Genomic DNA, 7,796 nt, shown 5'->3' with positions numbered 1-7,796 from the left:
CTGCTCCCCTGCTCCCCCTGCCTCCCCTGCTCCAATTTCTCCAATAGATCGGGGCGGCGATCGCGGGTTTTTTGAATTTGTTGTTCGTAACGCCACCTGGCGATCGCTGCATGATTCCCACTGAGTAAGACATCAGGTACTTTCAAGCCGCGAAAATTGGCAGGACGAGTATATTGGGGATAGTCCAATAACCCTTCCTCAAAACTTTCTGCTGTGAGAGACTCGGTTTTGGCCACGGTTCCTGGTATTAGTCGCACTACACCATTAATCAAAGCCATTGCTGGAATTTCTCCGCCAGTCAGAATAAAATCGCCTAAAGACACTTCCCGAGTTACCAAATGCAGTACTCGCTCATCGACTCCTTCGTAATGCCCACAAATAACTACTAGCTGGTCATAATTTGTCACCAATTCTTTCAAAAGAGGTTGATTAATTGTTTGACCCTGTGGACTCATCAAAATTATTTCTCTTCGGGGTAGAATCGGCAGCGACTCCACGGCGTTAAAAATCGGTTCTGGCTTCATTAGCATCCCAACGCCGCCGCCGTAGGGTTCATCATCCACCTTTCGGTGCTTATCAGTGGTAAAGTCCCGTGGATTAACCAGATGCACTTCGGCAATCTGTTTAGCTAAGGCTTTACCCAGTAATCCAGAATTGAGAACAGAGTTAAAACAGTCAGGAAAAAGTGTAACTATATCAAAGCGCACAGTTATTCGTATTCAAGGACACTAATCTTAAATTTGGATGTCTAGCAAACATCGCCAAGCCGAGGTCGAGTCAAACTCCAGTTAAACTTTATCAATAGTATCTAAAACTACCAGACCTCTTGGATTTTAGATGGGATCAAAAGTTTTTCTAATTACTTAATTTATGTTTAAATGTTGTCACAACTACATTTAAATTAATAATCATATCAAGTTAACAACTTCCAGGATGCATCGAGCCAGCCTCAGAAAAAAGCGTAGTCTTATCTGCTCTTCCCCAGCCCCAGGGTGGGAATCTAGCCCCCTAAAGACTATTTTGCCCTGCTGCAAGTGGACAGGTGAAAAACAAGGCCCTGGCTTTGAGGAATGGGAACAAACACGTTTAGACTGAGGCAACGCGAGCGTTAAGCGAGAATTCGGAGAGTGGCTGCCCAGTTTCAAAACTTCCACAAAGTTTCCTCTCGAAAGTTGCAAAGCGCAAAAATCATCAGCCTTCTGAACCTTGTTAAATTCACCTGAAGTTGTTGACAGGAGAAACAAAATGCCGCAATTACAAGCTAAATCGCTAGAAATGAGGACACCCCAAGCAACTAAAACCGCCGTTCTGGTTATCGGAGGCGCAGAAGACAAAGTTCATGGGCGCGAAATCCTACGAACTTTTTTTGGACGTGCCGGTGCTAGTAAGGCTTATATTACAATTATTCCATCTGCCTCTCGCGAACCCGCCATCATTGGTGGTCGGTACATTCGCATTTTTGAAGAAATGGGTGCCCAAAAGGTAGAGATTTTAGACATCCGCGAACGCGAACAGTGTGAAGCCTCTCAAATCAAAGCATCCTTAGAAGCCTGTAGTGGGGTATTTTTGACAGGAGGAGATCAGCTGCGTCTCTGTGGCGTATTGGCAGATACGCCAGCAATGGAAATTATTCGGCAGAGGGTTAGGGCAGGGCAACTGACGTTAGCAGGCACCAGTGCAGGAGCGGCAGTGATGGGGCATCACATGATTGCTGGCGGCGGGAGTGGAGAGTCACCAAATCGTTCCCTAGTAGATATGGCAACGGGTTTGGGATTTATTCCTGAAGTCATTGTTGATCAACATTTTCACAACCGGAATCGGATGGGGCGGTTGATTAGTGCGATCGCTGCTCACCCCGATCGCTTAGGTATTGGCATTGACGAAGATACTTGTGCAGTGTTTGAACGTGATGGTTGGTTACAAGTTATGGGTAAAGGCAGTGTTACTATTGTCGATCCCACTGAAGCCACCCACACCAACGAACCCCATGTTGGTGCTAATGAACCATTAACCGTGCATAATTTACGTCTCCATATCCTCAGCTACGGCGATCGCTTCCACCTGTACCAGCGCACTGTATTGCCTGCTGTACACCGGATCTCCAGCTGACGGGATAGAGTATCTGAGGTTACACTGAGTTGACCACAAATTTTAGATTTTGGATTTTGCGAAAAGTTGTAAGGAAGGTTTCCCGACCTAGCAAACTTTTCAAAACGGATTTTAGATTAAGAGAGCTTTTCGGCAGATGCCGCCAGAAAGTGGGTAAAAAAAATCTAAAAACCCCTCGATGACTCGTTGACGCTACGCTATCGTAAATCTAAAATTACCAGAGCTAAGTACCCCAATTGTCTCTTTTAATCCAAAATCATAAATCTAAAATCCAAAATCGGTTGACCGCACATTTATTTCTTGTTGTAGAAAAATGATGAGAATACTATGTAAAAAGAAAAAACTGTTTGCAACGAACAGTTTAGCGGTCAATTACAGTAAGAAACTAGAATTTTGGTTCCGAATCTCCATCTACCTATTCCCATGAGAATCCTCAAGATCCAGACCTTACGCGGCCCAAACTATTGGAGCATTCGACGCCACAAGCTGATCGTCATGCGCCTCGATTTAGAAACCCTTGCCGAGACGCCCTCGAATGAAATCCCAGGCTTTTATGAAGGACTAGTTGAGGCGCTGCCGAGTCTGGAGGGTCATTATTGTTCGCCTGGCTGTCGTGGTGGTTTTTTGATGCGAGTCAAAGAAGGCACGATGATCGGCCATATCGTAGAACATGTAGCTTTAGAACTCCAGGAATTAGCTGGTATGCACGTCGGCTTTGGTCGCACACGCGAAACTGCCACACCCGGAATTTATCAAGTAGTAATTGAATACCAGAATGAAGAAGCAGGACGCTACGCTGGACGAGCCGCAGTGCGCCTGTGCCAGAGTATCGTTGATCGAGGCCGTTATCCCAAGGCAGAACTAGAGCAAGATATCCAAGACCTGAAAGATTTCACCCGTGATGCTTCCTTGGGCCCTTCCACTGAAGCGATCATCAAAGAAGCAGAAAAAAGAGGTATTCCCTGGATGTCTCTAGAAGCCCGCTTTTTGATTCAGCTAGGCTATGGCGTGAACCAGAAGCGGATGCAGGCCACAATGACAGACAACACCAGCATTCTGGGTGTAGAACTAGCTTGCGACAAAGAAGCCACTAAACGCATCCTCGCGGCAGCCGGTGCGCCAGTACCTAGAGGTACAGTGATCAACTTCTTAGACGATTTAGAACAAGCCATTGAATACGTTGGCGGCTATCCCATCGTTCTCAAGCCCTTGGATGGCAATCATGGACGTGGGATCACCATTGACATCAGAACTTGGGAAGAAGCGGAAGCCGGCTACGAAGCAGCTAGACAGGTTTCTCGATCAATTATTGTCGAAAGATATTACGTTGGGCGTGACCATAGGGTATTGGTGGTAAATGGCAAAGTAGTCGCAGTCGCCGAACGCGTACCGGCTCACGTTATTGGCAATGGCAGATCCACCATCTCCGAACTGATTGAGGAAACAAACCTCGATCCAAATCGCGGTGAAGGACATGATAACGTCCTAACCAAAATTGAACTAGATCGCACCAGCTACCAACTCTTAGAAAGGCAAGGCTATACCCTAAATAGCGTTCCACCCAAGGGTACTATTTGTTATCTCCGGGCAACAGCCAACTTAAGTACAGGTGGTAGCGCCGTAGATCGTACCGATGAAATTCACCCAGAAAATCTGTGGTTGGCACAACGGGTAGTCAAGATTATCGGTTTGGATATCGCCGGACTCGATATCGTCACCACAGATATTAGCCGTCCCCTGCGAGAAGTCGATGGCGTAATTGTTGAAGTTAACGCCGCTCCCGGCTTTCGGATGCACGTTGCCCCAAGTGTGGGTATTCCCCGCAACGTCGCTGGCGCAGTGATGGATATGCTGTTCCCCAACGAACAATCTAGCCAAATTCCTATCCTCAGCGTTACTGGTACTAATGGCAAAACCACTACTACCCGATTACTAGCACATATTTATAAACAGACTGGAAAAGTAGTCGGATATACTACAACCGATGGAACATATATCGGCGATTACTTAGTGGAAGCTGGCGACAACACAGGTCCCCAAAGTGCCCACGTCATCCTCCAAGATCCCACAGTAGAAGTAGCTGTACTGGAAACCGCTCGCGGTGGCATTCTCCGCTCTGGATTGGGCTTTGAAGCCGCAAATGTGGGAGTAGTATTAAATGTAGCCGCCGACCACTTAGGAATAGGCGATATAGAGACTATTGAGCAATTAGCTAACCTCAAGAGTGTAGTAGCGGAAGCCGTATTCCCTGATGGCTATGCGGTACTTAACGCTGACGATCATCGCGTCGCCGCTATGTCAGAAAAGACTAAGGCTAATATTGCTTACTTCACCATGAATCCCGACTCGGAATTGGTGCGAAAGCACATCCAAAAGGGTGGAGTAGCCGCAGTCTATGAAAGTGGCTATTTGTCAATTGTTAAAGGTGATTGGACACATCGGATAGAAAGAGCAGAAAATATACCTTTAACAATGGGCGGACGTGCGCCGTTTATGATTGCCAACGCTTTAGCTGCAAGTTTGGCAGCATTCGTGCAAAACGTCACAATTGAGCAGATTCGCTCTGGTTTGAAGACTTTCCGGGCTTCAGTTAGTCAAACGCCGGGACGAATGAATTTATTTAATTTAGGCAACTACCACGCTTTAGTAGACTATGCTCACAACGCAGCTAGTTATGAAGCTGTAGGTTCCTTTGTACGGAACTGGACTACAGGACAACGGATTGGCGTAATTGGTGGACCTGGCGATCGCCGCGACGAAGATTTTGTTACTTTGGGCAAATTAGCAGCACAAATTTTTGACTACATCATTGTCAAAGAAGACGATGACACACGGGGACGTTTACGGGGTTCAGCCGCCCAATTGATTATTCAAGGCATTACCCAAGTGAAGCCTGATAGCCGCTATGAATCAATTTTGGATGAAACCCAAGCGATTAATAAAGGCTTAGACATGGCTCCTGATAACAGCCTGGTGGTGATTCTACCAGAAAGCGTGACTAGGGCTATTAAGTTAATTAAGCTGCGTGGTTTAGCCAAGGAAGAGACACATCAACAAAATACTGGCACAGCGATCGCTGATTCTCAAAATGGAATAGCACCTTCTTCTGTAGTCAACACACTACTGTAGTCAACAGTCAAGAGTCTCAAGTTCAGCATTTCAAAGTTTTTCAGCCTTGACTCTTGACTATTGACTATTGTTTTTCTTCTTCTGAATTAGTTTCATCACTGGGGGTTTTCATCTCCTCCTTAAAACCTCGTAGGGTTTTGCCTAGTGCAGTGCCCAATTCGGGAATTTTTTTAGGGCCAAAAATTAGAATAGCGACTATGGTAATTACAGCGATTTCTGGCCATCCTAGTCCAAACATATAAATTTCCTCTAAGGCATCTCTAATTAAATATAGACATTGATGGCTCAAATCTGATTATTTAGGGGCAAACAAGAGGTAAAGAAGTAGGGAAGATTATGCTAGGGATTGCGTTTCAGGACAGAGAAACCGCGTAAAGGTTCCTATTATTTTTGAACAAAGCGACGCTAGCTCGATTAACTTCCCATTGGCTTGGTAATTGGCAAACCCAACCAATCACTTAATTCATGAGCTAACCATTCAAGTTCTACTTCGGATTTAATACCGACATCGTTTCCACCAAGCTGATATTTTTGTACTCCTGAGTAAATATATAATTGTGCTGGAACGGCAATTCTAGTGCCATCAGAATTTTTAGTAAAATGTTTGGGAATGTAAACTAACTTATTAATACTTTGCCGTGACGATGCACGGGGGCGATAAAATTTCCAACTAAATAACTCCCAACTTAGGGTAATTTGTTCTGCATTCAGGCGTAAGCAGATGCGTCCAAATAAATGAAAGAGAAGTTTATACACCATGAGAAAGCCAGCACCCCAAAAAGGAAGTGAGAACAAAGCAAAGGGGATGTTGACAGGAAAAGGAATAGAGAGTGCGCCAATTGTCCAAAAGAGGATAAATGAATTCCAGACGATCGCAAATAAACCTGTAAATACTATTGATGGATCAAAACCAGATGGTGGAACGATAATTTCTAGAGAATCTACCTTTTTAGTTAATTGAATCTTACTCCCATCTGGTTTACCTACAACCAAAGTAGGCAAGTTTGTTGTTTGTGGTTTGTCTAAAGCTGCGAGCGCACCAGCAGTAGAATTAAAACGCCTTTCTAAACTGGGTTCAGTCATTTGCTGCAACCAGCGAGTCAATTCAGGACTCACATTAGCCACCTGTTCAAACTGAATCCGAAAATCCTTTTGGGGTAAATCGGCTGGATGAGTACCCGTCACTAAATAAATTAAAGTTGCACCTAAGCTATAAAGATCAGAAGCCGGAACCGTGCGTCCGCCAAATTGCTCCTGTGGCATATACCCATAGCTTCCCACCACAGTCCTAGTTCCACCTTCTGTAGCAAGGACAGTTTGCACCGAGCCAAAATCTACTAGGTAAACTTGACCAACACTGTTACCAGAACGCTCTCCCAATAAAATATTGCTAGGCTTAATATCACGATGGATAACAGGCGGATATAACCCATGTAGATAAATGAGAATTTCTAAAAGTGCTTTGGCTATCTCTTTGACTTCTACTTCGGTAAAAGTCCGGCCAGATTGGACGTATTGCTCTAAAGTTTGTGCTGGGATATAACTTTGTACTAGGGCAAATCCTTTGATGGCGGGTGAATTTACCTCAAAATAGTCTAAATAGCGAGGTATTAAAGGATGTGACAAAGATTTTAGAGTTTCAGCTTCTCGCTCAAACAGCTTGAGTGAATCCCATTCAAAGTCACCATCAAAAGAGAGTAACTTAATAACAACCAATTCCTGAGTGTTCAAATCACGAGCTACAAGCGTCCGCTGCCCTGCTTTTTTGCCTAATAGCTGCTGAACTTGATAGCGTTCGCCTAATATTTCACCAATCATTATGGTTTCTTATAATGCTACGTTTGAAAAGTTTTTATAGCTTATGACTTTTCAATTTCGGCAAATCCATATCTTTAGTATAATTGCGTAATTCTATGCCCTCCCAACTTTGGCCTTATATTACCCCTGGTATTCCTGATGAACTGTTCGAGCATTTGCCAGGAATTCCCCTGAGTCAGCGAGAAGTCCGGCTACTGTTAATTGCCCAACTGCGACTAACATCAGATTCTGTATTGTGGGATATTGGCGCAGGGACAGGTACAATTCCCGTAGAAGTTGGGCTATTGTGTCCAAAGGGTCAAATTATTGCTATAGAAAGAGATGAAGAAGTAGCTAACCTGATCAAGCGGAACTGCGATCGCTTTGAAGTGAAAAACGTCGAAGTCATTGAAGGTAGCGCCCCAGAGTGTTTACATGACCTCAAAGTTGCTCCTCACCGCGTTTGTATTGAGGGAGGAAGACCTATCCAGGATATTCTGCAAGCAGCATGGCATTATTTGCCACCATCCGGTCGGGTTGTAGCTACAGCTGCTAATCTAGAAAGTCTGTATGCTATTTCTCAAACCTTTTCTCTGTTAAGGGCTAGAAATATCGAAGTTGTTCAGTCTGCGGTTAACCGCTTAGAAACGCGCGGCTTTTCTCAAACCTTTACTGCCGTTGATCCCATTTTTATCCTCAGTGGTGAGAAACTGGATTAGAGAATGGGGAGTAGAGAGCAGGGGAGGCAGGGGGCAGGGGGA

Annotated in this window: 6 protein-coding genes; 3 read left to right on the top strand and 3 right to left on the bottom strand. The window is 44.8% G+C overall.

What is annotated here, in order from left to right:
* A partial coding sequence (gene trmD, locus G1O98_RS35190) for a tRNA (guanosine(37)-N1)-methyltransferase TrmD (protein WP_163938566.1) occupies positions 1–707 on the bottom strand: 707 nt, incomplete at its 3' end.
* A 538-nt stretch (positions 708–1,245) separates the two neighbouring features.
* Here trmD and G1O98_RS35185 point away from each other — a divergent pair.
* Together G1O98_RS35185 and cphA are read left to right on the top strand one after the other, a co-directional pair.
* On the top strand, positions 1,246–2,109 hold the full coding sequence (locus G1O98_RS35185) for a cyanophycinase (RefSeq protein ID WP_012412065.1): 864 nt from the start codon (positions 1,246–1,248) through the stop codon (positions 2,107–2,109).
* Positions 2,110–2,532: 423 nt separating this feature from the next.
* On the top strand, positions 2,533–5,238 hold the full coding sequence (gene cphA, locus G1O98_RS35180; RefSeq protein ID WP_163938562.1) for a cyanophycin synthetase: 2,706 nt from the start codon (positions 2,533–2,535) through the stop codon (positions 5,236–5,238).
* Positions 5,239–5,302: 64 nt separating this feature from the next.
* Here cphA and tatA read toward each other — a convergent pair whose 3' ends face one another.
* Together tatA and G1O98_RS35170 are read right to left on the bottom strand one after the other, a co-directional pair.
* Positions 5,303–5,476, bottom strand: a complete 174-nt coding sequence (tatA, locus tag G1O98_RS35175; RefSeq protein ID WP_012412063.1) for a twin-arginine translocase TatA/TatE family subunit — start codon at positions 5,474–5,476, stop codon at positions 5,303–5,305.
* 176 nt (positions 5,477–5,652) lie between these two features.
* Positions 5,653–7,056, bottom strand: a complete 1,404-nt coding sequence (locus tag G1O98_RS35170; RefSeq protein WP_163938560.1) for a serine/threonine-protein kinase — start codon at positions 7,054–7,056, stop codon at positions 5,653–5,655.
* 95 nt (positions 7,057–7,151) lie between these two features.
* Between G1O98_RS35170 and cbiT the strand changes: the two genes are divergently transcribed.
* The gene (gene cbiT / locus G1O98_RS35165; RefSeq protein ID WP_114084477.1) at positions 7,152–7,754 is read left to right on the top strand and encodes a precorrin-6Y C5,15-methyltransferase subunit CbiT; all 603 of its coding nucleotides are present in this window, start codon (positions 7,152–7,154) and stop codon (positions 7,752–7,754) included.
* The last annotated feature ends 42 nt before the right edge of the window (positions 7,755–7,796 follow it).

The organism is Nostoc sp. UIC 10630 (genome assembly GCF_010747425.1).
GTDB lineage: Bacteria > Cyanobacteriota > Cyanobacteriia > Cyanobacteriales > Nostocaceae > Nostoc.
The sequence above is the reverse complement of the archived record's forward strand: the minus strand, read 5'-3'. Positions and strand labels throughout refer to the sequence as shown.